20 protein-coding genes are annotated in these 20,783 nt (G+C 70.6%); 15 read left to right on the top strand and 5 right to left on the bottom strand.

The genetic code is table 11. From position 1 onward, the window contains the following. The first annotated feature begins 38 nt into the window (after positions 1 to 38). From ABT345_RS28775 to ABT345_RS28765, 3 genes are all read left to right on the top strand, one after another. Positions 39 to 1,463 carry an iron-containing redox enzyme family protein gene (locus ABT345_RS28775; RefSeq protein WP_345086757.1) on the top strand — a complete coding sequence of 475 codons (1,425 nt, stop codon included), beginning with the start codon at positions 39 to 41 and terminating at the stop codon, positions 1,461 to 1,463. Then, entirely contained in the window at positions 1,463 to 1,783 is a 321-nt protein-coding gene (locus tag ABT345_RS28770) for a Rieske 2Fe-2S domain-containing protein (protein ID WP_345086755.1), read from the top strand. Before ABT345_RS28775 ends, ABT345_RS28770 begins: the two co-directional genes overlap by 1 nt. A 92-nt stretch (positions 1,784 to 1,875) precedes the next feature. Continuing rightward, on the top strand, positions 1,876 to 2,274 hold the full coding sequence (locus ABT345_RS28765) for a LysE family transporter (RefSeq protein ID WP_345086753.1): 399 nt from the start codon (positions 1,876 to 1,878) through the stop codon (positions 2,272 to 2,274). Between the two features lie 17 nt (positions 2,275 to 2,291). Here the strand turns inward: ABT345_RS28765 and ABT345_RS28760 are convergent, their stop codons facing one another. From ABT345_RS28760 to ABT345_RS28745, 4 genes are all read right to left on the bottom strand, one after another. Beyond that, positions 2,292 to 2,846, bottom strand: coding sequence for a methylated-DNA--[protein]-cysteine S-methyltransferase (locus ABT345_RS28760; RefSeq protein WP_345086751.1), 555 nt, complete (start codon positions 2,844 to 2,846; stop codon positions 2,292 to 2,294). Positions 2,847 to 2,988: 142 nt separating this feature from the next. Beyond that, complete coding sequence (locus ABT345_RS28755; protein WP_345086749.1) at positions 2,989 to 3,795, bottom strand: MGMT family protein; 807 nt, start codon at positions 3,793 to 3,795, stop codon at positions 2,989 to 2,991. Continuing rightward, positions 3,792 to 4,379 (bottom strand): RNA polymerase sigma factor, encoded by a 588-nt coding sequence (locus ABT345_RS28750; RefSeq protein WP_345086747.1) that lies wholly within the window; start codon positions 4,377 to 4,379, stop codon positions 3,792 to 3,794. Before ABT345_RS28750 ends, ABT345_RS28755 begins: the two co-directional genes overlap by 4 nt. A 384-nt stretch (positions 4,380 to 4,763) precedes the next feature. Continuing rightward, a complete protein-coding gene (locus tag ABT345_RS28745) occupies positions 4,764 to 5,753 on the bottom strand; it encodes a LuxR C-terminal-related transcriptional regulator (protein ID WP_345086745.1) in 990 nt (329 codons plus the stop codon). 135 nt (positions 5,754 to 5,888) lie between these two features. Here ABT345_RS28745 and ABT345_RS28740 point away from each other — a divergent pair, with 135 nt between their 5' ends. The 10 genes from ABT345_RS28740 (at position 5,889) to ABT345_RS28695 (ending at position 17,031) form a co-directional block, all read left to right on the top strand. After that, a complete protein-coding gene (locus tag ABT345_RS28740) occupies positions 5,889 to 6,104 on the top strand; it encodes a hypothetical protein (protein ID WP_345086743.1) in 216 nt (71 codons plus the stop codon). A 50-nt stretch (positions 6,105 to 6,154) separates the two neighbouring features. Next, positions 6,155 to 7,369, top strand: coding sequence for a 5-aminolevulinate synthase (gene hemA / locus ABT345_RS28735; protein WP_345086741.1), 1,215 nt, complete (start codon positions 6,155 to 6,157; stop codon positions 7,367 to 7,369). Positions 7,370 to 7,417: 48 nt separating this feature from the next. Further along, entirely contained in the window at positions 7,418 to 8,272 is an 855-nt protein-coding gene (locus tag ABT345_RS28730; RefSeq protein WP_345086739.1) for a TauD/TfdA dioxygenase family protein, read from the top strand. Continuing rightward, positions 8,260 to 9,219 (top strand): 3-oxoacyl-ACP synthase III family protein, encoded by a 960-nt coding sequence (locus ABT345_RS28725; RefSeq protein ID WP_345086737.1) that lies wholly within the window; start codon positions 8,260 to 8,262, stop codon positions 9,217 to 9,219. Before ABT345_RS28730 ends, ABT345_RS28725 begins: the two co-directional genes overlap by 13 nt. Then, complete coding sequence (locus tag ABT345_RS28720; protein ID WP_345086735.1) at positions 9,216 to 10,427, top strand: ATP-grasp domain-containing protein; 1,212 nt, start codon at positions 9,216 to 9,218, stop codon at positions 10,425 to 10,427. The genes ABT345_RS28725 and ABT345_RS28720 overlap by 4 nt, the downstream gene beginning before the upstream one ends. Beyond that, positions 10,424 to 11,431, top strand: coding sequence for a zinc-binding dehydrogenase (locus ABT345_RS28715; protein WP_345086733.1), 1,008 nt, complete (start codon positions 10,424 to 10,426; stop codon positions 11,429 to 11,431). The genes ABT345_RS28720 and ABT345_RS28715 overlap by 4 nt, the downstream gene beginning before the upstream one ends. A gap of 35 nt (positions 11,432 to 11,466) precedes the next feature. Next, positions 11,467 to 12,000, top strand: a complete 534-nt coding sequence (locus tag ABT345_RS28710) for a hypothetical protein (RefSeq protein WP_345086731.1) — start codon at positions 11,467 to 11,469, stop codon at positions 11,998 to 12,000. A 227-nt stretch (positions 12,001 to 12,227) separates the two neighbouring features. After that, positions 12,228 to 14,051: a phenylacetate--CoA ligase family protein gene (locus ABT345_RS28705; RefSeq protein ID WP_345086729.1), complete on the top strand. Its 1,824-nt coding sequence runs from the start codon at positions 12,228 to 12,230 to the stop codon at positions 14,049 to 14,051. Then, positions 14,051 to 15,304 carry an MFS transporter gene (locus ABT345_RS28700; RefSeq protein ID WP_345086727.1) on the top strand — a complete coding sequence of 418 codons (1,254 nt, stop codon included), beginning with the start codon at positions 14,051 to 14,053 and terminating at the stop codon, positions 15,302 to 15,304. Before ABT345_RS28705 ends, ABT345_RS28700 begins: the two co-directional genes overlap by 1 nt. A 269-nt stretch (positions 15,305 to 15,573) precedes the next feature. Then, complete coding sequence (locus ABT345_RS28695) at positions 15,574 to 17,031, top strand: carboxypeptidase regulatory-like domain-containing protein (RefSeq protein WP_345086725.1); 1,458 nt, start codon at positions 15,574 to 15,576, stop codon at positions 17,029 to 17,031. A 14-nt stretch (positions 17,032 to 17,045) separates the two neighbouring features. Here ABT345_RS28695 and ABT345_RS28690 read toward each other — a convergent pair whose 3' ends face one another. Beyond that, on the bottom strand, positions 17,046 to 18,263 hold the full coding sequence (locus tag ABT345_RS28690; protein ID WP_345086723.1) for an FAD-dependent oxidoreductase: 1,218 nt from the start codon (positions 18,261 to 18,263) through the stop codon (positions 17,046 to 17,048). Positions 18,264 to 18,347: 84 nt separating this feature from the next. Here ABT345_RS28690 and ABT345_RS28685 point away from each other — a divergent pair, with 84 nt between their 5' ends. Together ABT345_RS28685 and ABT345_RS28680 are read left to right on the top strand one after the other, a co-directional pair. Next, on the top strand, positions 18,348 to 19,178 hold the full coding sequence (locus tag ABT345_RS28685; RefSeq protein WP_345086721.1) for a TetR/AcrR family transcriptional regulator: 831 nt from the start codon (positions 18,348 to 18,350) through the stop codon (positions 19,176 to 19,178). Positions 19,179 to 19,437: 259 nt separating this feature from the next. Beyond that, positions 19,438 to 20,457 (top strand): metallophosphoesterase family protein, encoded by a 1,020-nt coding sequence (locus tag ABT345_RS28680; protein ID WP_345086719.1) that lies wholly within the window; start codon positions 19,438 to 19,440, stop codon positions 20,455 to 20,457. Positions 20,458 to 20,783: the final 326 nt, after the last annotated feature.

Below are 20,783 nucleotides of genomic sequence, written 5' to 3'. Positions count from 1 at the left end.
CATCCGGACCCACCTCACAGGAAGGCCGACCTGAACCGATGAGCCACACTCCGTTCCCCTACGAGCCGTTCGAGCTGCACGGCGAGGAACTGCGCGACGCGGTCGTCCGTTATGCCAGCAACCCCATCTACCTCGACAACGAGGAGTGGCAGAACAGCGACAACCCCTACCGGCGCCAGCTGCGACCACAGGTGCTCCGGCACCTGGACCTCGACCGGATCCCGGACCGCGACGAAATACTCGACTACAGCAGCCTGGCCGTGCAGCGCCTGCTCACCAGCATCTACGAGGCCGACCTGGTCTTCCTGCCCAAGGGCGGTCTGGGCGGCGAGGGCAAGTGGGAGGACTTCAAGAGCTTCTACAGCTCGTCCAACCGGGTGCTCGGCGAGATGATCCGGCCCGCCCTGGAGCGGTACGCCTTCGGCTTCCTCGACAAGGAGGTCGAGACGTCCGGGAAGTGGACCGCCGAGAGCCTGGAGGCCTACCTCGAGTCTCTCAACGCCCACGAACCGGCCGGCCCTTCCCTCTCCGAGAAGGCCATCGCCGACTCCACCGACCGCGAGCGCGCGGCCCGCATGTGGCTCATCCAGTTCGCCCCGGACTTCCTCTCCGAGGCCTCACCGATGATCCGCAATGTGCTCGGCTACTACGGCGCCGCCCAGTCCGAGTGGTTCAAGATCGTCATCGATGAGTACGGCTACGGCGTCCACGACACCAAGCACAGCCGGCTCTTCGAGCGCACCCTGGAGTCGGTCGGACTCGAGACCGACGTCCACCGGTACTGGCAGTACTACCTCAACAGCAGCCTGCTGATGAACAACTACTTCCACTACCTGGGCAAGAACCACGAACTGTTCTTCCGCTACGTCGGCGCGCTCTACTACACCGAGGCCACCCTGGTGGACTTCTGCCGGCGGGCCACGGCACTGCTCAAGGACGTCTTCGGTGACCGCGCCGACACCCAGTACTTCACCGAGCACGTGCATATCGACCAGCACCACGGCCGGATGGCGCTGGAGAAGCTGATCCGTCCGCTGGTCGCCCAGCACGGCGAGCAGATCATCCCGGAGATCGTCCGCGGCATCGAGGAGTACCGCCGCATCCAGGAGATCGCCGACGAGGACTTCGCCACCCAGATCGCCTGGATGGACAAGGGCCCCGAGTTCAAGAAGCTCCACGCACCGGTGTGGGACGCCCTCTCCAGCGGCCGCGTCACCGCTCCCGTCGCCGACATCGTCGAACCGTACGGGGAGCTGTCCAACACCCACTGTCACGACGGTGACGAGCTGTGCCACATCGTCTCCGGGACGATGAAGTTCGTCTCCGGCTTCGACTCGCACCAGATCCTCGAAGCGGGCGAGGGCACCGTCATCCAGCGCAACCGGCTGCACGGCGCGATCATCGAGTCCGAGGAGTGCGTCTACCAGATCCACTCGGTGGGGGACTACAAGAAGTGCATGTAGTGACCTTCTCCGTGGCCGGCCGGGACAACTGCGCCGTGGTGGCCGGCGAACCGTATGTGTATGCGCGGACCGACGAGGGCTCCTTCGTGATGCGGGCCCGCTGCCCGCATCGCGGCGGCCCGCTGCATCTGGCCGGCCTGGCACCCGAGGGCAACCGGCTGGTGTGCCCGTGGCACGAGCGCAAGACGTCGCTGACCCGGCTGCGGCAGGAGATCCCCGCCGTACGCAGTGGCACCACCGTCACCGCGGTCTTCCCCGGCCTGCCCGAGACCGAGGTCGGCCTCGGACACCGGCCGCTGTCGGCGGACCTGGCGGGCTGACCGTGCGGTGCGGCCGGGGCCTTCGCGACCCCGGCCGCGGCCGGCCCTGACGGACCCCGATCCCTGGCCCCACCGGCCGCCGCCATGCTGCTGTGGGGTCAACGGGCCCTGCGTCCGCGTTTCGCCGACCGCCCGCGCCGGGCCGGCCGGGCTCCGAAGCCGACCGCCCGCCGCCGTCCCTGCGCCGTTGCTGGCTGCGGGGACTGCTGTGCACCGGCGCCAACCTCGAGGTCGGACTGTCTCTGCTGGCGTTTCTGCCGCAGTTCGTGACGCCCGGGGAGCCCCCGGCGCGCACGATGGCGGTGCCGGCGGCCGTCCATCTGTCGCTGGCGGCACTCTGGCCGGCCGTGCTGAGCGGCGGTGTGTTCCTGCTGCGCCGCCGGGCGACGGCGCGCCGACCGGACGCGGACGCCGGTGCCGCCCGGGTGGTCGAGGCACTGGTGGGAGCGGTGTTCATCGGGTTCGCCGTACGACTGGGGGTCGGTGGGTGAACGGCCGCATCGCCGGCTCAGCCCCGGGATTCCAGGTCGAGCAGAAAGCGCTTGGCCCGGACGCCGCCCGCGTACCCCGTCGGCCGGCCCGAGGCACCGACGATCCGGTGGCAGGGCAGCACCACACACAACGGGTTCGCCCCCAGTGCCTTGCCCACCGCCCGCGCGGAGCCGGGCCGGTGCACCGAGGCGGCCAGCTCCCCATAGGTCGCCGTTCCGCCGTACGGCACCTGCTCGGCCACCGCCAGTACGACCTCCTTGCTGAACGGCGTCGCCAGACTCGGATCCAACGGCACGGAGAACGTGCGCCGCTTGCCCGCGAGGAAGTCGTCCAGCTGCTCACGGGTCTCCCGCAACACAGCCAGCTGCCCGGCACCGGCTTCCGCCTCGTCCCCGCACTCCCGGACACCCGTCGAAAGGCGCTGACGTACGGCGTCCACCGGATAGAAACCGCAGTAGAGCAGGGCCTCATCGGTGGCGGCCAGCGCCAGGCGGCCGATCGGTGTCAGGTGTTCCCCGAGGACCACGGAGCCCACCACCTCGCTCGCCGCGCTGCGGCTCCTGGCATGCATGACGTCTTCCTCCCCGCTGGGTGACTTGAATGGCGGTCCCGTACCCCGCGGCGTTCGGCACGCGGCTGTTCTCCGCCCGGCGCGCGGGACCGCACGCCGGGACCGGCCTCACTTCACGGCGGACCCCACTCCGCCGTGGGCCTTACGCCGCTATCGGACGGCAGCTCTTGCAGGCGCGGTAGCCCGCTTCGTGGGCGGCCCGTGCCGAGCGGAACGGCACCTGATGGGACCGGGCGATCCGGCGCGCATGGGCGCAGGTGGGATGGCAGTAGATCCGTGTGGTGTCGCTGCCGAGGAACACCGTCCCCGACCGGGCCAGTCCCACCAGATCATCGTCGATCCCTTCGGCGTCCCGCAGGGCCGCGCCCACGATGGGCCCGTACCGCAGATCGCAGGGACCGCCGTCGTCGAACGTGACCCGGTGGCAGGGGATCAGTAGCGGCACCGGATTGACCACCAGTGCCTCGGTGACAGCGGCGGAGCCGGCGAGCCCGGCCTCCCGCGCGACCCAGGCGAGCGGCCGCAGCTGCCCGCGTGGAATGGTGCGCACCGCATCGAGCGCGGCCCGCTCCGCCTCGGTGAGCTCCGGAAGATCGATCCGTAAATTCTTGGTCCGACCGGTGCGCAACGCGGTCCGCAGACCCGGCAGGGGCCGTGTCGTGGGAATCGCGCTCCGCCCCGTGCGGGCGAGGTGCGCCTCTTCGAACGCCCGGGGGCCGGGCAGCGTTCCCCCCAACGCGGATCCCGTCACGGACTCCACCCCGTACGCGACATACAGCCCGCCGGCGGGCGCGTCGAGGTGCAGATACGTGTCGTAACGGTCCCTCGGGACTCCCACCCGCTGCAGCACCCGGGCCGCGAAGTCCCCGGGAGCGGGGCCCGCAAGTCCCGCCAGTGCGGTCTCCACCCGGCCCTCCGGCTGCGAGGTCCATTCCCCACCTCGGTTCACATCGTCACCTCCCTCAGCAACGCGACTTCTGGTTCCAGCAGTTCACGCAGGGTGCCGAGCCCTCTCGACACCTGAGCCTTGACCGTACCGACCGAGCAGCCCTGCACCGTGGCCACCTCGGCGTAGCTCATTCCGACCACATGGCGCAGGACCACCGCCACTCTGGCCCGCTCGGGTAATCGAGCGAGCGCCGCGACCAGCACGGCCCGGTCGGCGGCCGTGTCCGCCCGCTCCTGCGGCCCCGGCCCGGCGGCCGGCCAGCTCTCGCAGGAATCCTCCACGCGGGCGCCGGCGACGGGCCTGCGGACGCAAGTGCGCACATGGTTGCGCCACACGTTCGCGGCGATCGTCATCAGCCACGCACGGGGACGCAGCGCACGGCGCCGTTCCGCGGAGTACCCCTGCAGCGCCGTGTAGGCGCGCAGGAATGCCTCCTGGCCCAGGTCGTCTGCTTCCGCGGCGTTTCCCGTCACCCGGAGCAAGAAGGCATGGACCGCTGAGGCGTGGACCCGGACCAGTTCCGTGAAACCGTCGTCCAGATCCGTCGCCAGGCGTTCGCAGAGTGGCTCGGCTGTTTTGTCCATCACTCACCAAACACCGACGGGCTTCCGATGGTTGCAAGGGTTGTGCGAGGCCGCCGTGCGAGGGCGCGGGCCGTGCGGCGGTACGCAACCGGCTCGATGACCGGTTCAGCGACTCGTTCCCTCCAGGCCCGACCCGTCTCCCCGCAGGGCGTGCGGCTAGACGACGCGGGCCTCCCACCACCGGTCGTGCCCTTCACTGGCGCTCGTGGCGCCTTCATGACGGGGGATGGGCCGGAATACCGCTTCTGACCTGGCGCCTTTCCCGGCCCGTTCAGGTCGAGATCTTCCCGATGACGCACCATGAGGAGTGCGTGGCGATCCTGGAGCGGGCCGAGAAACGAGCCTGCCCCGGGGGCCGACGCCGTTGGCCCCCGGCCCCCGGGGTCACGGTCTGCGCGCCGTGGAATCTCCCTCGTCCCTCTCGGCGCGGGTGGGTACGCGGAGCGGTGAGGGGGGCGGCGGGGGATCCTCGTCGAGGATCCCTGCCTTGGCGATGAGGTAGGAGAGTTGGGCACGGCTGCGGCTGCCGAAGGCCTCTGCCGTCTTACGGACGTGGGTGGCGACGCTTCTGGTGCTCATGCCGAGGCGGCCGGCGATGGTCTCGTCGGTGTAGCCGTTCACCATGAGGTGCAGGACGGCCCGGCGTGTGTCGTCGGTGAGCAGGGGAGGCCGTTGCTCACCGGGTGAGTGCGGCAGCGGCGTGGCGCGCTCCCAGGCGTGCTCGAAGATGCCGACGAGATAGCGGATCAGCCCGGGGTGCTCGATGGCCAGGGCGACCTGCTGCCGCTCCTCGGCGGGGTCGGGGACGAAGGCGATCTTCCGGTCGCACACGATGAGCCGGTCGAACACCTCGTCCAGGGTGCGCACTTCGGCACCGGCCGCCGAGACCCGCCCCGTGTAGGCGAGTGTGGGGCCGTGGCTGCGGATGGTGTGCTGGTAGATCGTGCGCTGCTGTACGCCGCGCCGGAGAGCGGCCAGATCGCTGGTGAGCGCCTTGCCGAGAAGCTCCGGGGGGCGCCCGCCGCCGGGCTGGGCGGTGAGGAGTTCCTGCCGGCAGGAGCCCACGGCCGCGGAGAGCGTCGTGCTGATGACGTCCGCGTCGCTGATGACCCGCACCGCCTGCTCGCCGTCGGCCCGCCGGCTGTCGCGGTAGACCTCCTCCGCGCGCTGCATGGCCGCGCGCACCGCGGCGAGCGTGCTCCGCTCGCGGTCGATGGCCTGCTCCATGGGGCGCGTCAGGACCTCACCGGCCAGGCTGGGCGGGATGGCCACCAACTGCTCCCGGGTCTGCTGAATCAGCCCCAGCGCCACAAGGCATTCGGGACATTCACCGCTTGGCGGGCGCTCCTGTAGTACGCCTGCGTAGAAGGCCAAGCCCTCCTCGCAGATTCCTACCGGCGTCGACGCGCCAGGAATGCCCGGATTGGTGCACATCTGTTCGTCCTTCAGGTTCTGGAATTACATGATCATGCTCAGGGATTCCTCTGCCGAAGGCGAGATCCGCACCCCATGATTCTTGTCACCGGCCGAACAGATCGGCCGGACCAACTACACGGGGGCCTGGACATGTTCAGGATGAATTCTTTACGAAAAATCGTCGCCGCACTTGCGCTGGTGGTCGGTGCGGCCCTCGGTGTGGCGGCGGGGGGCGGGGCGGACGTAAAGGCCGAGCTGCTCACTTCTGCTGCCGCACCCCTCGAACTGGGCGACTCGCAATGGGGGTGACCGCACCCCGGTCAGCGTCTTCCGAAGAGAATTCCCATGGGAGGGGAAACGTGTCCGTCCTGCCGTTTGAATTGAGACCCGACGCCGTCTTCGAAGGGTTGCGGGCGAGCCTCGCCGATCTGAAGGAATCAGGTCTGTACCGGGATTTCACGCCGTGTTCCTATCTGGCCGATGAACCCGGGTACGCGATCCACCAGGCGCGCCGCATCCAGGTCTGGTGCACCAACGACTATCTGGGGATGAGCCAGAACCCGCAGGTCATGGAGGCGCAGATGGCCTCGATCCGGCGGCATGGCACCGGTAACGGGGGCTCCCGCAATATCGCCGGCACCAGCGAGGCGCATGTGGAACTGGAGCGGGACCTCGCCGAATGGCACCGCAAGCCCCGCGCCCTCGTCTTCACGAGCGGATATGTCGCGAACTTCGAGACGCTGACCACGCTGCTTGCGGCCGTACCGGACATGGTGGTCTTCTCCGATTCCCTCAATCATCGCTCGCTGATCGAAGGAATACGCGCCTCGAAGAACCGCAGGCATGTCTTCCCGCACAGCGATGTCGCGGCGCTGGAAGAACTCCTCTCCCGATACGACGTCGAGCGGCCCAAGCTGATTGTCTTCGAGTCCGTCTATTCGATGGACGGAGACATCGCACCGATCCGGGAGATCTGCGACCTGGCGGAGCGCTACAACGCCCTCACCTATCTGGACGAGACGCACGCCATTGGCGTGAACGGCCCCACCGGAGCCGGTATCTGCGAAGAGATCGGCGAGCGTCGGGCGACCTTTGTGCAGGGCGTCTTCGGAAAGGCCGTGGGAACCACGGGCGGCTATGTCGCGGGGCCTGACGACGCCCTCGACTACGTGCGGTCGAAAGCGCCCGGATTCATCTTCACGACCACCATCCCCCGGTCCGCTCTGGACGCCACGCGGCGGAGCCTTGAGGTGATCCGGAGTGAACGGGGAGCCCAACTCCGTTGCCAGTTGCGGGAGAACGCGAGGGCGATGCGTGCCGCGCTCAGGAGCGCGGGGATCGACTTCATCAACGCCGAGAGCCACCTGGTGCCGGTGCTGATCCCCGGAGGTCAGCGCGTCAAGAACATCTCACGGCGGCTGCTCGACGAGTTCGGGATCTATGTCCAGCCCATCAACTACCCGTCCGTGCCCAAGGGCGGCGAGCGCTTCCGGGTGACCATCGCCCCCTTCCGCACCCTGGATGAGATCGGGGAATTCGCCGATTCCCTGCGCGCCTGCCTCGACGGCGCCTGATATCCCGCGCCACGCGGCAGAAACTTCCGCTCCAAAGGGAGACAGTTCATGCAGATAAAGGAAATCACCCCGTTCATCGGTTCCGAGATGACCGGAGTCGGCTACGAGGACTTCCGGCGTCCCGAGGTGGTCGAGCAGCTGCTCGACCTCGTGCACCGGCGCGAGCTGGCCGTGGTCCGCGGCCTGGACATCACACCGGGGCAGCAGGTGGAGCTGGCGTCCAGGATCGGCAGACCGGTGCCGTTCCTGATGGCCAAGTACCGCCACCCCGAGCAGCCGGAGATCATGATCTCCTCCAACGCGAGGAAGGCGAACCGGCCCGTCGGCGTGGCCAGAGTCGGCAACTTCTGGCACCAGGACTCCTCGTACATGAAGGACCCGGCGCCCTTCACGATGCTCCATGGCGTCCAGGTACCGAGCACCAGCGGCCACACCCTGTACGCCAGTGCGATCGATGTGTACGAGCGGTTGCCCCAGGAGTGGAAGGACAAGATCGCCGGCCGGACGGCCCTGCACACGGTGACCAAGCGGCAGCGTATTTCGGCGGAACACGTCGGCCTGTCCATCGCCGAGTTCAAGGCCCTGGTCGCCGAGGAACACCCGCCCACCGAGCACGCCCTGGTCCAGGAGGACCCGTACACGGGCCGTCCCTTCCTCTACGGCGCCCCGGAGTACCTGGACTCGGTGACCGGTTTCGACGCCAACGAGAACGCCGAGTTCTTCGCACTGCTCGACCGGCTCATCCAGGACCCGGAGCACGTCTACACCCACCGCTGGACGACGAACGACCTGGTGGTGTGGAAGACGGCGACGACGTACCACGCGGCGACCGAGGTCGAGCCCGGCGTGGACCGCACGGTGCACCGGGTGAGCATCGGCAGGGACGGATCGTGGGCGGCATAGTCGACTTCGACGTGTGCTTCCCGTCCGCGAGGGCCGACATCCGGGCCATGCACACGGCCTCGGGTGTCGCCCTCGCGGAGCTGGCGAGCATCACGCACTGCGAGAGCTTCCCCGTGCTCGCCGACGGCGAGCAGGCATGGGAACTGGCGCTCACCGCGGCCCGAACGGTTCTGCACCGGACCGGCATCGACCCATCCCGCATCGCCCAGGTGGTCTGCGCCGGCTCCGGTGAGTGGGACCGCCCGTTCTGGTCGCCCGCCGCCAAGGTGGCTCACGCGCTCGGCGCCGACCACGCCCACAGCTTCGAGGTGACGAACTTCTGCAACGGCGGAATGACCGCGATCCGCCTGCTGTCGACGGCGGGAGCGCTGCGTGAGGGCGAGTACGCGCTGGTCCTCGTCTCGGACCGGCTGAGCAGGATGGTCGACTACAGTGACCCGGATTCCAAGGCTCTGTTCAACTTCGGTGATGCGGCTGCGGCGGTGCTGCTGGAAGGCGGTGCGGGCCGTTTCCGTGTCCTGCACTCCGCGATGCGCACCGACGGCAGCTGGGCCGACTACTACGCGGGTGAGCCGGCGGACAACCGGGTCGTCATCCGCCGTGCCGCCCACCGCAAGGGTCTGGCGGACGCCTACGTACGGCAGTTCACCGCCCTCGTCGACGAGACGCTCGACGTCCTCGACCGGTCCCGGGACGACATCGCGCACTTTCTGATCAACCACGGTGACCGGGACATGCACCTGCGGCTCCTCGACGCCATAGGTGTCCCCGGGGACCGCAGCGTCTTCCTCTACGACCGCCTGGCCCACATGGGCGGGGCGGACACCCTCATCGCTCTCGGTGCCCTCGATGCGGCGGGCCGGCTGCGTCCCGGAGAGCTGATCATGCTCGCCACCAGCGCCATGGGTTTCAGCTGGGGCATCACGACATTGGAGTACCAAGGATGAAGATCCTCATCATTCACCAGGTGCCCTACCGGAAGATCGACTACCACCGGGGCATCGACCACGAGCGGCACGAGGTGACGTACATCGGCCACCCCCACCGCATGGCCGACCTGCCCGACGCGCTGCCCTGCGAGCGCATCACCCTGGACGCCGACGAGGATCTGGTCGACGGCATCCGCGCCCGGACCTCACCGGCCGACGGCTACGAGAAGGTGCTCGCCCTCTCCGAGTTCGGGATCACCGAGGCCTGGCACGTGCGCCGCCATCTCGGCCTCGACGGCCCGGCGCTCGACCGCCTGGAGCAGGTCCGGGACAAGGTGCGGATGAAGGAGGCGCTGGCCGGATCGGGACTGCGCATCCCGCGGTTCGTGGCCGACCCCGCCCCCTGCCGGCCCCTGCCCTGGGACGGCCGCACGGTCCTCAAGCCCCGGCAGGGCGCCTCCAGCGAGGACGTCACGGTCCACGAGACGGCGCGCGCTGCGCTCAGCGTCTACCACAAGCTGGCGGACCCCGGGCAGTTCCAGCTGGAGGAGCACATCGACGGGGAGATCCTGCACGCCGACGGCCTCGTCGACGGCGGCCGGATCACGGACCTCGCCGTCAGCCGATACGTCAACAAGCCCGTCGTGTACGCGGACGGCCTGCCGCTCGGCTCCCACCAGGAGGCCTGCTCGCCCGGTCAGCGGCACTTCGCCGAACAGGTGGTGAAGGCGCTCGGCATCGAGGAGGGCTGCCTCCACCTGGAGTTCTTCGAGACCCCTGAGGGCGAACTCGTCTTCCTGGAGGTCGCCAACCGGGTCGGGGGAGCCGCGGTCGTCCCCACCCACGAGCGGCACACCGGCGTGCACCTGCCCACGCACGAGATCGCCGTCCGCCTCGGTCTGGAACGGCCCCGGCCGCAGCCGCCCACCGGCCGCTACCACGGCTGGCTCGCCTTCCCCGGCCACCACCTGGCGCCCGCGAAGACACGGGACATCCACCTGCCGGAGTGGCTGCGCACCCACCCGTACGTCGACCACCTGCACATCCTCGCGCCGGAGCAGACGACGCCCCGGCACATCACCTACCAGGAGTGGGAGGTACCCGTGTTCATCGAGGCATCCCATACCGACCCGGCGGAGCTGCGCCGCTTCCTGACGGAATGCGCGCACGCGATCCGCGTCACGACACGGTCCGGGCAGGCCCCGGCGGCGAAGGAGACGGCGTGAACGTCAGGACGGCCCGTGCCGTGCAGCAGCGGCGGCGCCCGCAGGGCATGCCCGTACCCGAGGACTTCGCGGAGGTCGAGCTGCCCCTGCCGCCCGTACCGGAAGGCGGGGCTCTGGTCGAGAACCTGTGGCTCGCCGTCGATCCGTACATGCGCGAGTGCATGGACGAGGAGTGGGAACTCGGCGCTCCGCTGGAGGGGCGGTCGATCGGCCGGGTCCTGGAATCCCGGAGCGCGCAACTCCCGGTCGGTTCCCTCGTGTTCCACCGGGACGGCTGGCGCACCCACACGGTGCTCTCCGCCGCACAGGCCCGGGTGCTTCCCGCGTACGAAGGTGTCGCGCCCGAGTCCTTCCTGGGCCTGCTCGGCGGCACCGGCCTCGCCGCATACGTGGCGCTCACCCGGATCGCTCCGCTGCGCGGGGGCGAGACCGTGTTCATCTCGGCCGCAGCGGGCGGCGTGGGCACCGCGGCGGGTCAGCTCGCGCGCCTGCTCGGCGCCGGGTGGGTGGTGGGCAGCGCCGGCTCGCCGGACAAGGTCCGGGCCCTCACCGGGGAACTCGGCTTCGACGCCGCCTTCGACCACCGGGCGGGTCCTTCGGTCGCCGCCCAGCTGGAGAAGGCGGCGCCCGACGGTATCGACGTCTTCCTCGACAACGTCGGCGGCGAGCACCTGGAGGCGGCCATCGGCTCGATGCGGGAGTTCGGACGCATCGCCTGGTGCGGGGCCATCGCGCAGTACAACACGGACGCACTCCCCGCGGCGCCGCGCAACCTGTTCGACCTGGTCGCCAAGAGCATCCGCATCGAAGGCTTCCTCGTCGCCAACCACCGCTCCGTACAGGCTGAGTTGGAGGATTTCCTCGTGCCGCACCTGCGTGCCGGGACGGTCCAAGAGCGCCTCAGCGTGACGGACGGGTTCGACCGGATCGTCGAGGCGTTCATCGGGATGCTGAGCGGTCGCAACACCGGAAAGTCCGTCGTGCGCCTGGGCGCGCACGGCTGAGCGGAACGACACCACCCGGCGAAGGATGCAGATCCATGTCCCCCCGCCATGCCGGAATCCACCTCAGCGTCGTCTCGCTCGGCAGCGCACACCGCGTCTGCGCCATCTGGCGCGTGAGCGGCCCCGCCGGACCCCGGCACCCCTGCGATTTTCCCGTCGCTCTGCTGCTGCCCCGTGCCGGAGCGGAGCAGGACTGGGCCGTCGAGACGACGCTTGAGGGGCTGGAGGGGCACGGCTCCGGTGACGGACCGGCCTGTGTGGATCTCGCCACCTCCGCCGACGGCATCCGGTTCCTGGCCCTCCGCCCCGGGCTGTGCGCCCCCGACCTGCTCGACCTGTCCCACGCGGCCCTCGGGCAGGGGCACCGGGAGTGGGCCCGGCTCGCCGCGGACGCGCCCGGTGCCTTCCGCCCCCGCGCCCTTGAGGCCTATGCACCACGGTGGTACGCCACCTCGGTCCTCACCGGTTCGGGCGGCGCACACCGCACGCGCGTCAACCTCCTGCACAGCCTGCCCCACCAGGCCTTGTACGCCTATGCGGCCGGCTTGCTCGCGAACGCGGCGCCCTAGGGGGTGTCTTCCCGGTCTTCGCGGGGCCGTGACGCCTGGCACCGCACCTCGCGGCGTTGTCGCCCCGCCCACGGACACCCGGTCCGCGGGCAGGGCTCCGCCTTGCGATGCACGGCACCAGACGCCACGACCTGACCCACGAAGACCGAAAAGACACCCCCTAGGGGGTGTCGTCAGCTCCGAGCCCGGCGGCCCCGTCAGCAGGCCCCTTCACCCCAAGGACACTCATGCGGTATTACCCCACCGACCTGCTCCTCGCCGTCGAACACGTCGAACGATCCTTCCGCGACGGCCGGCTCGACGGCCTCCGGACGGACTTGCACCGCGCAGGCGTCACCGACCCGTTGCGCCACTTCGACAGCGCACAGCTCTACGAGGGCCTGGACCGCCTGCTGGAGGGCGTCCCCCAGCACCCGTGGCGGCCGCTCACCGACAGCGACGACGTCGTCGAGACCCGCCCTGTCGGCACCGTCGTCGTGGACGACGGCCCGGCCGAGGCGACATTGCGGGGACTGCTGCTCGCCTGGGCGCTCGGCAACGAGGTGGTCGTCCGCACCACACGGAGCCCCCTGTGGGACTCGCTCATGGCCGCCCTGCGTCAGGCGGATGTGCCCCTTCCCGGCGGCCGGACCACGGGCCCCGGCGCGCAGGTGCCCGGCGTGCCGGTGCGCATCCCCGAACTGCCCGCCGACTCCGCCCTGGCCCTTGACTGCCAGGCACCCTGGGTCCATCAGCTGCTCGACCGCCGCCACCTGGCCGGCGTGTCACTCGCCCGGGCGCGTGGCCGGGACGCGGCCGCACACCCGGGCCGCCTCGCGGCAAGGCTGCGCTACCTCATCGCCCGGGCCCGGCGCACCCCGTACTACGCGGCGCTGCCCACGGTGAACGAACCGGCCGACCTCGCCCGGCTTCCCGTACTGGAGAAGGCCGATCTCGAAGCGAACTCCCTGCCCGCGAGCCGCAATCTCAGCAGCGGGGCACCTGCCACGGGCGAGGTGCTGCGCTCCGGCGCGAGCGGCGGTGCGCCCCGCTACATCGTGTACGCGCGCACCGACTGGGAGAACATGGTCCGCGAGGCCGTCCCCGTCTGGTACGGACTCGGCGTCGAGCCGGGCGACCGCATCGTCAACACCCTCTTCGGCGGCGGCATGTACGGCGGCCTGACCACGTCCTTCAGCGAGTTCTCGCGGATGCCCGTGGAATGCTGCACGACGGGCCAGTTCGTCACCGTCGACGACCTGCTGATGCTGGCGGACAAATTCCACGCCAACGTGATCCTCGGCATGCCGGCCCTGATCCTCCCCCTGCTGCGCGACGCCAAGCGGCGCCGGCCCGGCCTGCGCATCGAGAAGGTGATCTACGGCGGCACGCCGATGACCGAGACCGACAAGAACTGGCTGCGCCAGGAGCTCGGCGCACGCGTGGTCTCCAGCATCCTCGCCGCGAACGACGGCGCCCAGCTGGGCCACCAGTGCACGGCCCTCGGCGGCTCGCTGCACCACATCAACGAGGACTACAACCTCATCGAGGTCGTGGACGAGAGCGGCGCCCCGGTCGCCGACGGCGCCGTCGGCGAACTGCTCGTCACCTGTCTGCAGAAGTTCGAGGGCCCCCTGGTGCGCTACCGGATCGGAGACAGGGGACGGCTCCTCGACCGCGGCTGCTCCTGCGGGGCACCGGGGAAACTCCTGGAGTACCTGGGACGGTCCGACGGGCTCGTCCGCTTCAAGGGGGAGACCGTCCTGCACAGCGAGGTGTCCGACGCCCTGGCCCCCTTCCAGGTGTCCCAGCTCCAGATCGAGGTGCACGCGGAGAACGGCAAGGAGGTGCTGACGGTCCGCACCGAGGCGCCCCGGCCACCGGACACCCGGCAGGTGCGCGCGCTGCTGACCGCGAAGTTCCCCGTCCTCGGCGAGGTACAGGACTTCGACGCGGCCCTCGAACTCTACGAACTCCGGGTGGAATGCCTCGCCGAGGGCGCGCTGCCGCGCAACGCCGTCAGCGGAAAGATCAAGTCCGTGCTCGACCGCAGGCTGGAGGCGGCCCTCTGATGCTGCGACAAGACCCCGCGGCGCGCACCATGCTCGGTGCGATCTCACTCTCCAGCATCGGTGTGGGCGTCCACACCCTCGCGATGGGCCAGCTGCTCTACAGCCGCACCGGCAGCCCGTCCGCCTTCGCGCTCATCCTCACGCTCCAGGGGCTCGTGGCCTTCTGCGTGCTTCCGGTGTGCGGCCCGCTGGTCGACGCCGTCAGCTCCAGAACGGTGTACGTCCTGTGCGAGCTGGGCCGCGCCGTGACCGTGCTGCTGATCGTGGGCCTGGCGGCCGTGCCCGGCGCCGGCGCCGTGTCCTGGATGGTGGGGGCGGCCGCGGTGCTCGCGGTTTTCGACAACGCCGAGCGGTCGGCGCTGTTCAAGTTCACCGCCCACCATGTCGCCGAGGCGCATGCCACCCGCTTCAACAGCTTGATCGGTGTCGCGTTCCAGGCCGGGGTGCTCAGCGGTATGGCACTGCTGGGCGCCTTCTTGACCTGGGGGAGCCCCGAGCAGGCGCTGCTCGTCGATGTCGCGATGGCCCTGGCGTGCGCCCTCGCGGTCGGCAGGATCAAGCTTCCCGGGAACGAGAACAACCCGCCGCTCTCCGCTCGCGTGGTGGCAACCGCGGTGGCCGGCACGGTGGGCGCATGGCGGCGCGCGCTGAGCGGACACCGGCAGGACAAGGTGGTCTTCCTCATGATCGCGCTGTGTGCCGGGGACTTCGTCTTCGCCCAGGGGCTCAGCACGCTGGTCGTTCCGCTGGTCGACCGGATGCCGGGTGGTCACGGCTGGTACCTCGCCGCGCTGGAGGGCACCTTCGCGATCGGGATGATCGGCGCCTCGCTGTTCTCCGGCCGGCTGGCCTCGCAGCGGCTCCTGCCGGTGTGGCTGATCTGCCAGGCCGTGGCCGCGGTCTCGCTGACCCGGAACGGACCCGTCGCGGTGGCTTTCGCCGCCTTCTTCCTGGCCGGCTTCGCCAACCTCAACAGCCTCACCTGGCTGCTGACCTCGCTCCAGCAGCGGGCGGAGGAGGGAGACAAGGCCAAGATGGCCTCGCTGCGGCTGCTCGCCATCGGGCTCGGTACCGCGGGGCTGATGCCCGTGGTCGGCGGTGCCGCCGACGCTTCTCTGCACCGGGGCTTCGCCACCCTCGCGGCCGTCATGACCGTGTTCGCCCTGGGAGGCGTGTGGGCGGCCCGGACCTTCGCAACGGCCCCGCCGTCCCGGGAGCCGACGGCGGCGGGTGAGGCCTTGGCGCGGCAATGACGCCCGGCCGGCCGCGGCGCGGGGGTCGCTCGTCGCTTCTCCGCCCTGCCGGACCCGGTCGGCGCGGCCTGGCGGGCGGCCACGGGAGCGATCGCCGACACCGTGCTCGCGACCGGACGCCCGGAGCGGTCCGTCCGACGGGCGAGAGCCCCGCACCATACATGTACTGTGCAGGTAAATTGTTTCCGTCCGCCGCCCGCCATCCATCGGGAACCGCAGCGAAAGACCGGGAACAGCACATCGGGAGCGAGAAGATCGGGAACGAGGGCGTGGACAACAGCGGCGGGCAGCAGGAGAGCCACCGGACAGGGCGTCCCGCCCGGCTCCGAGCGGCCAGGACGCTCGCGGAAGCCGCATGGTTTCCCGCCGCCCTCTTTCTCGGCTTCCTGCTCTGCTTCGCCCCGGCGCTGCACGCACCGGTGCCGCACCATGCGCACGTCGCGGTGGCCGACCCCGTCGTGGCGCACGCGGTGGGGACGGGCCTGGAGCGGCGGTACCCGGCCGGGTTCGACGTCTCCGCCGTCCCCGGCGCCGAGCAGGCGCGCCGCGCGGTGCTCGACCGGGACGCCGTCGCCGGTTACGCCGGCGGCTCCCGTCCCGTGCTCTACGTGGCCGGGGCCAACGGCGCCTCCCTCAAGCAGGCGCTGACCAAGGCGTTCACCCCGGTCGCCGAGGAGCACGGCGGCCATCCGCTCACGGTGCGGGACGTGGCGCCCACCGTGCACCAGGACCTGACGGGCAGCACCCTGGTCTACTTCGGCATCGCCTGGAGCGTGCCCGGCTACATCCTCGCCACCACGCTGCTGCGGGCGACGGCCTTCGACCGGCGCAAGAAGTTCCTCGCCATCCTGGTCGTCTCCGCGCTGTTCGGCGCCGTCGGCTTCCTCGCCGGCGCGGGCCTGGGCTACCTCCCCTTCGACGCCGCGGCGCTGCTCGTGGCCTTCCTGCTCACCACGGCGGTGGCCACCTTCTCGTCCGGGCTGGCGCCCTTCACCCGGCAGTTCTTCCCCGCCGTGGGCATGACGCTCTTCATCGTCCTGTCCATCCCCACCAGCGGCGGCCCGGCGCCCGCACCCCTGCTGCCGGCGTTCTTCCAGTACGTCCACGCCGTGATGCCGCTCGGCAACGCCGTCGACGCCCTGCGCTCCCTGCTGTACTTCGACGGCGCCGGCGCCCTGAGGCCCCTGCTCGTGCTGTGCGCATGGATCGGGGCCGGTGCCGCACTACTGGCGCTGGATGCCCGGCTGCACCGCCGCCGGGCATCCGCTCTGCGGGCGGCGGCGAAGGAGGACGGAGCGGACGGGGAGGACGCCGAGAACGTCGAGGACGTCGAGGGCATCGAGGACGTCGAGGAACCGCCCGTTACGGACCCCTCCCTGGAAACGCCGACCCCCGTCGCGCTGCCGGTCCACCGCCACCACTTCGGTGACCCCGTGCCCGATCTGGTGGGCACCGTCCGCGACGCCGAGCAGCGGCCCCTGCGCCACGCGGTGCTGACCGTCCTGGATCCCAGCGGCCGCCACCTGGTGTCCACGACGACGAACGCACGCGGCGAGTTCGCCGTCACCGGCCTGCCGGAGGACTGCGTCAGCATCGTCGCGACCTCCCCGGGCCGGCAGCCCGTCGTCCACCGGAAGGTGCTCCGCTCCGGCGAGATCGTGAGCGCCGACTTCACCCTGCGCGAGCGCCACCGTGTGCCGCGGGAAACGGTGTCCCACCAGGCGTGAGGCGCGCCCGCGGCTCACCGCCGCGCGAACGCCGGGGCGTGCTCCGGCCGCGGGCCCCAGGCGACCAGCCGGGACGGGAGCCGGCGGGACCAGGGGAGATGCCGGGCGGCCAGGACCACCGAGGCGGGCGGGCCGACCCGGCTACCGGCGAGCACCGGGGCGAAGAAGCCGTTGTGCAACATCAGCTGCACCCGCTGCATGATCACCGTGGGGCGCCACCGCCGCCGCTGGACCTTCGCCAGATCGGCGGTGGTCAGCCGGCCCCCGCGCAGCGGCTCGGCGAGCAGCGTGGCCGCCGCGACCGCGTCCTGGACGGCGAGATTGATCCCCACCCCGCCCGCCGGGGACATCGCATGGGCGGCGTCACCGATGAACAGCAGGCCGTCGGTGTACCAGCGCGGAAGCCGGTTCAGCCGGACGTCGAGCAGATGGACGTCGTCCATGCTCGGCAGCCGGTCGACCCGGTCCGCGTACTGCGGCAGCAGACCGGCGATCCGCGCCCGGAACCGTTCGATGCCTTCCTCCCGCAGCCGGGCGTCGGAGCCCTTCGCGGCGAAGTAGGCGATCTGGAAGTAGTCGTTCCTGGTGAGGCTCAGCGCGAACTCGCCGGCCCGGAACGCCGGGACCAGCCGTGGTTCCTGGGTCTGCTCCTCGACGTGCCGGGGCAGCCGGAGCCACCAGGTGTCGAACGGAACCGGGAACTCCCGCGGCTCCAGACCGGCCTGCCGGCGCAGCACGGAGTTGCGGCCGTCGGCCGCAACGGTGAGGTCGGCGCGGATCTCGCCCTCCTCGCCGTCCCGCGTGCGGTAGCGGACGCCGACGACCTTGCCGCCCTCCCGGATCGTCCCGGTCGCCTCGGTGTGCATCCGCAGTCTGAACGTCGGCTCCCGCAAGGCCTCCTGGGCGAGCAGGTTGAGCAGGTCCCACTGCGGGATCATCGCGATGTAGTTGTACGGCGCGGGCAGGCTCCCGAAGTCGGTCAGCCGCACCCGGCCGCCGTCCGGCGCGGGCAGCTCCATGTTGCCCAGCTTGCTCTGCGGCAGCGCGGCGAGCTTGCGGCCCAGGCCCAGCTCGTCCATGAGCCGCACGGTGGAGGCGTGGACGGTGTCGCCGCGGAAGTCGCGCAGGAAGTCGCCGTGCTTCTCCAGCACGCTCACCTCGATGCCGGCCCGCGCCAGCAGCAGGCCCAGCATCATGCCGGCCGGTCCGCCCCCGGAGATGACGACGCTCATGACGCTCTCCCCTCGCCCCGGATGGAACTCTCCCATACAGAGTCTTTGGAACGGTCCCAGATGTCAAGTAGTATCATGTTTCACATGCGGGAACGGGATGTGCAGGACGTACAGGACGCGGAACGGCGGCAGGAACCGCTGTCGGATCTGGTGGCGGTGGCCCTGGCGGCGGCCAGGGAGCGGGGGCGGGACGTCGCGGATGTCCCGCTGACGGCGATCGCGGCGGGAGCCGGCGTCTCCCGCAGTACGCTGCTGCGCCGACTGGGCGGCTCCCGGGGCGCGCTGGACGAGGCGGTCCGGCGCGCCGGCGTCGACCCCGGAGGCCGGCCGCCGGTCCGCGAGCGCGCCATCGAGGCGGCGGCGCGGCTCGTCGCCGAGCGCGGCCTCGGCGCGGTGACCCTGGACGCCGTCGCGGAGCGCGCCGACTGCTCGCTGCCCAGCCTGCACACGGTCTTCGACGGCCGGGACGGCCTGCTCGGCGCCGTCTACGAACTCCACGGCCCGCTGCCCGACCTGGAGGCGCTCGCCGCCGATCCGCCGGAGCGCCTGGAGGACACCGTACGGGCGCTCTACCGGACCGTGGTCACCGCGTTCCACCGCGAACCGCAGGTGCTCCCGGCGATCTTCGCCGACCTCTTCAGCCGCCCCGACGGACCTGCCGCACGGGCGATGCGGGCCTATGTGCCGCGCCTGCTCGACAGCCTCTCCCGGCTGCTGCTGCCGCACGTGGAGGCGGGCCGGGTGCGCCGGCTGCCCCTCCCGACCCTGGTCCAGCTGCTGCTCGGCCCGATCATCACCCGCATCCTCCTGCGCCCCGTCCTCGAACCCGCGCTGGGCCCCGACCTCCCCACCGTGGACGAGAGCTGCGAACTCTTCACCGAGGCGTTCCTGCGCGCGGTCGAGCGCTCCGGCTGATCTCCTCTCGGCCGGCACCCGCCCGCACGACCCAACTCGCCGGGCAGACACGGCCCTTCACCGCAGCCACCGGGCAAGGACCGCCGACCGGACCGCCGACCGGACCGCCGACCGGAGCGGTGATCGGCCCACGGCCGAAATGTCGAGGCGCGTTCATCTGCCTGCCCGCTTGATCGCTTATTGGTAACGGGTCTAGTCCAACGCGCGGGCGGCCGTCCCCTCCCCTCCCCTTCCCGCGCGACATCCGGAAGGAATGACCGTGGAACGCAGATCCCTGCTCAGTGCGACCGCCGGAGCCCTGGCCCTCGGAGGCCTCGCCCAGGCACCCGCCGCGGCCGCACCGGCCACCGGCGGCAGCGGCGGCCGGCTTGTCACCACGTTCAACGTCATCAGCGACATCCAGGGCGACCTCGCGGATTTCACCCAGGCGCTCAAGGACATCAAGGCCGTCAACCCGCACTCCTCGGGCATGGCCGTCGCCGGGGACATCACCCCGCGCGGCTACGACTTCGAATACGCCGAGGTGCAGAAGGCGCTCGACCAGGGCCCGAAGCCGCGTGAGATCGCCTGGGCCATCGGCAACCACGAGTTCTACGTCCCCAAATGGGCCGACCCGGACACCCTCGCCCAGGACACCTGGCCCAACGGCACCACCGAGGACTCCCTCTTCCGCAGCTTCTACCGCTTCGCCAAGCGGTCCAAGACGTTCGCGGAGACGACATTCGGCGGCATCCCGGTCCTGACCCTCGGCACCGAGCGCTACATGAAGTACCACGACAACTCCCTGTGGGACGAGGTGTGGATCAGCGAGGCGCAGTTCCAGTGGCTGGAGGACCGCCTTCGGTACTGGTCCCGGCGGAGCAAGCCGGTCATGGTCATCAGCCACCACCCGCTGCCCAACACCGTCTCCGGCACCCGCAGCAAGCTCTACATGAGCGACTACCTCCAGCCCGACCGCCTCCTTGCCCTCCTCGGGCGCCACCGCGACGTGTTCCTCTTCAGCGGCCACACCCACTGGGACCTGACCCTGTCCGACTGGTACGTACGCCGGGTCGTGCCGGGCACCGCCAATCTCGACGGCTTCTCGGTGATCAACACCGGTGCGGTCCAGACCGGTTTCGCCGACAACGGCCAGGGCGGCGAGGTCACCGTCCCCGGCCGCTTCAACCAGGGACTCCAGGTGGACGTGTACCGCGACCGCGTCGTCATCAAGGCGCGCGACTTCGCGACCGGCAGCTGGCTGAAGCAGATCTCCATTCCGCTCGCCACCAGGATCTGACCCCCTGACCGGCCACCCGACCGCCTCCTTACCTACGGGAGCCCTGCTCACACCTACGGGAGCCCTGCCACCCGGCAAGGACAGGCAGGGCTCCCGCGTACGTAGGGCCGTCAGGCACCCCTCCAGGTGAGCGACACCCGCACCCCAATTCGTGCCGCACCCACCGGGTCATGTAAGTTGTTCGGGTTGCCACGGAGCCGACAGGCCCCGCGGCGGCCATCCGCCGCTTCAGCGGCACACCACTACCGCACGGCTCCTCACCGGGACGAATTTCGGCATGCCCGAAATTCACACCGCGGCGCGATTATGCGTCACCGAGGAAATCC

Origin of the sequence: Streptomyces sp. NPDC000404, assembly GCF_040300365.1 — a bacterium.
In the GTDB taxonomy this organism is placed as follows: Bacteria; Actinomycetota; Actinomycetes; order Streptomycetales; family Streptomycetaceae; genus Streptomyces; species Streptomyces ramulosus.
Note: the sequence above shows the minus strand (reverse complement) of the source record. Positions and strands in the feature narration are given on the sequence as shown.

Bases quoted from the DNA above. Each gene is read 5' to 3' on its own strand.
- ABT345_RS28720 (WP_345086735.1), top strand. From the start codon at position 9,216: ATGAAGATCCTCATCATTCACCAGGTGCCCTACCGGAAGATCGACTAC.
- ABT345_RS28685 (WP_345086721.1), top strand. From the start codon at position 18,348: ATGCGGGAACGGGATGTGCAGGACGTACAGGACGCGGAACGGCGGCAG.
- ABT345_RS28705 (WP_345086729.1), top strand. From the start codon at position 12,228: ATGCGGTATTACCCCACCGACCTGCTCCTCGCCGTCGAACACGTCGAA.
- ABT345_RS28690 (WP_345086723.1), bottom strand. From the start codon at position 18,263: ATGAGCGTCGTCATCTCCGGGGGCGGACCGGCCGGCATGATGCTGGGC.
- ABT345_RS28710 (WP_345086731.1), top strand. From the start codon at position 11,467: ATGTCCCCCCGCCATGCCGGAATCCACCTCAGCGTCGTCTCGCTCGGC.
- ABT345_RS28730 (WP_345086739.1), top strand. From the start codon at position 7,418: ATGCAGATAAAGGAAATCACCCCGTTCATCGGTTCCGAGATGACCGGA.
- ABT345_RS28740 (WP_345086743.1), top strand. From the start codon at position 5,889: ATGATTCTTGTCACCGGCCGAACAGATCGGCCGGACCAACTACACGGG.
- ABT345_RS28775 (WP_345086757.1), top strand. From the start codon at position 39: ATGAGCCACACTCCGTTCCCCTACGAGCCGTTCGAGCTGCACGGCGAG.
- ABT345_RS28760 (WP_345086751.1), bottom strand. From the start codon at position 2,846: ATGCATGCCAGGAGCCGCAGCGCGGCGAGCGAGGTGGTGGGCTCCGTG.
- ABT345_RS28750 (WP_345086747.1), bottom strand. From the start codon at position 4,379: ATGGACAAAACAGCCGAGCCACTCTGCGAACGCCTGGCGACGGATCTG.
- ABT345_RS28700 (WP_345086727.1), top strand. From the start codon at position 14,051: ATGCTGCGACAAGACCCCGCGGCGCGCACCATGCTCGGTGCGATCTCA.